Genomic DNA, 2,352 nt, shown 5'->3' on the forward strand with positions numbered 1-2,352 from the left:
GCTGTAAATAGAATTTTAGAGGATATTGTTAAAGCCACAAGCCCAAAGCAAATAAAGGTAATTGGTGAATTCAACCCAAGGGGTGGAATAAGCTCAAAGATTGAAGTAATCTATCCAAAATAAATTTAAGGGTATATGAAAATTGAGGTGGCAAAGGGTGCAGGTTTTTGCTCTGGGGTAAGGAGGGCAATATCCCTTGCTTTATCATCCGCTAAGAAAAATTATCCTGTATTTAGCCTTGGACCTTTAATCCATAATACAAAGGTCATTGAAGACCTTAAAGAAAAAGGGATAGCCCTTGTCTCATCAATAGATGAGGTAGATAGAGGAATTATTATATTTCGCTCACATGGAGTGTGTCCAGATGATTATATAAAGGCAAAAAAGAAGGGTCTTATAATAGCTGATGGAACCTGCCCAATTGTTGCAAAGGTTCAACGCATTGCAAAGAGCCTTAATGATGAAGGCTATCCTGTTGTTATTCTTGGAGACAAAAACCATCCAGAAATAAAGGGAATTGTCGGATTTTGCAAAGATGCAATTGTAATAAGCAAACCAATAGAGGCAATGTCTATAAAAGAGAAAAAGGTTGGATTGATTGCCCAAACAACCCAAAGCCTTGATGATTTTAAAACTTTAATCAACATCCTTTTAGATTCTGTTTCTTGTATTAAGGTTTATAATACAATTTGCAAGGCTGTTTTAAGGCTTCAAAGGTCATCTATATCTTTGGCAAAAAAATCAGACCTGTTTATTGTGATTGGTGGAAAGAATAGTGCAAATACAAAGAGGCTTTTTCTCCTTACAAAAAATATAAATCCAAATACATATCATATTGAGAAATTTGAAGATATTGATAAATCTTTATTTTATGACAAGAAAAGAATTGGAATTACAGGAGGAACATCAACACCACCAGATGTCATAAAGGATGTTGTTGAAAAGATAAAGGAGGTGAAATATGATTGATAAAGAGCTTTTGGATATATTAGCCTGCCCTAAGTGCAAGGGAGATATTGAATATTTAGAAAAAGAGGATAAACTCCTTTGCAAGGCTTGTGGATTAAAGTATTCAGTAAGGGACAATATTCCTATAATGCTTATTGAAGAGGCAGAGAAAATTTGATTTTCGGGATTTGGGATAGAGGGGGTTCGGGATAATTCAATTAACGCACAAGGTTTGCTTTCTTTACAATTTCAGAGACTATCTCCTCCCATTCTATTGCCATAATATGAATTCCAGCTACACCAGGGATATTTTTTATCTCCTCAATTGTTTCAACGCATATATTAACTCCCTCCTCTTTCTGTTTTTCCTTTGGAACTCCTTTTAATCTTGTAATTATTTCATCAGGAACATCCATTCCAGCAACGCTATTTTTTATGTAATTTGCCATTCCAGCTGACTTTAAAGGCGTTATTCCAGCAAGGATATAGACTTTTTCCGAAACCCCTTTTTCACAAACCATTTCCATAAATCTTTTAAATTTTCCCAAATTAAATATACATTGCGTCTGGATAAACTCTGCACCTGCTTTTATTTTCTTTGCAAGCCTTGCTATTCTAAACTCAAATGGGTCTGCAAATGGGTTTTCTACCGCACCAATAAACATTTTTGGAATTCCCTCTATGCTATCCCCTCCCAAAACCTTGCCTTCATCACGCATCATCTTAACTGTCTGAATTAGCTGAATAGAGTCAAGGTCAAAGACATTCCTTGCTTGTGGATGATTTCCAAATTTCTGGTGGTCTCCAGAGAGGCATAAGATATTTTCAATACCTAAGGCATAGGCACCAAATATATCTGATTGTATGGCAATTCTATTTCTATCCCTTGTTGTCATCTGCATAATAGACTCAATCCCTAATTCCTTTAAAATATGAGAGGAGGCAATGCTTGACATTCTGACAATGGATGTCTGGTTGTCTGTAACATTTACAGCATCAACATAGCCCTTAAGCAAGCCTGCCTTTTTTTCTATAACGCTTTTATCCGCTCCCTTTGGTGGCCCACATTCAGCTGTTACAACAAAGGCTTGCTTTTCTAATAGCTCCTTTAATTTACCCAATATACTTCCTCCTTCCTTAAACCTTATAAAACTTTATGCCTTCTGTGCCTTTATCTTCTATGGTCTATAGTCTATTATAAGGCTTATAGATTTGTCAAATCTTATACCTTATCTTCCAATCACAAAAGCCCTTGTGTCAGAGAATTTTCCAGCATTAAGCTTGTAGAAGTAAAGACCAGAGGATAAGGGTTCTTTATTGTTATTCTTTCCATCAAAGAATATTGCAGAGCCCTCTTTTGCCTTTGTGTATTGTCCTTTCTTTCTAAAGCCTACATCAATTGTT

At 35.7% G+C, this 2,352-nt stretch carries 4 protein-coding genes; 3 read left to right on the plus strand and 1 reads right to left on the minus strand.

Going from position 1 to position 2,352, the window contains the following annotated elements; all coding sequences use genetic code 11:
• The 3 genes from AB1630_12410 to AB1630_12420 all read left to right on the plus strand — a co-directional run.
• Positions 1-123 (plus strand): NADPH-dependent 7-cyano-7-deazaguanine reductase QueF (locus tag AB1630_12410; GenBank protein MEW6104594.1); only part of this gene is annotated, 123 nt, incomplete at its 5' end.
• Positions 124-135: 12 nt separating this feature from the next.
• Complete coding sequence (locus tag AB1630_12415; protein ID MEW6104595.1) at positions 136-969, plus strand: 4-hydroxy-3-methylbut-2-enyl diphosphate reductase; 834 nt, start codon at positions 136-138, stop codon at positions 967-969.
• Positions 962-1,126: a Trm112 family protein gene (locus tag AB1630_12420; protein ID MEW6104596.1), complete on the plus strand. Its 165-nt coding sequence runs from the start codon at positions 962-964 to the stop codon at positions 1,124-1,126. The genes AB1630_12415 and AB1630_12420 overlap by 8 nt, the downstream gene beginning before the upstream one ends.
• Before the next feature lie 40 nt (positions 1,127-1,166).
• Here the strand turns inward: AB1630_12420 and AB1630_12425 are convergent, their stop codons facing one another.
• Positions 1,167-2,069: a methylenetetrahydrofolate reductase gene (locus AB1630_12425; protein ID MEW6104597.1), complete on the minus strand. Its 903-nt coding sequence runs from the start codon at positions 2,067-2,069 to the stop codon at positions 1,167-1,169.
• Positions 2,070-2,352: the final 283 nt, after the last annotated feature.

The sequence above is a fragment of the bacterium genome, assembly GCA_040753555.1.
GTDB lineage: Bacteria > UBA9089 > UBA9088 > UBA9088 > UBA9088 > JBFLYE01.

Coding starts and splice junctions, on each gene's coding strand:
- AB1630_12415 (MEW6104595.1), top strand. CDS start 136: ATGAAAATTGAGGTGGCAAAGGGTGCAGGTTTTTGCTCTGGGGTAAGG.
- AB1630_12420 (MEW6104596.1), top strand. CDS start 962: ATGATTGATAAAGAGCTTTTGGATATATTAGCCTGCCCTAAGTGCAAG.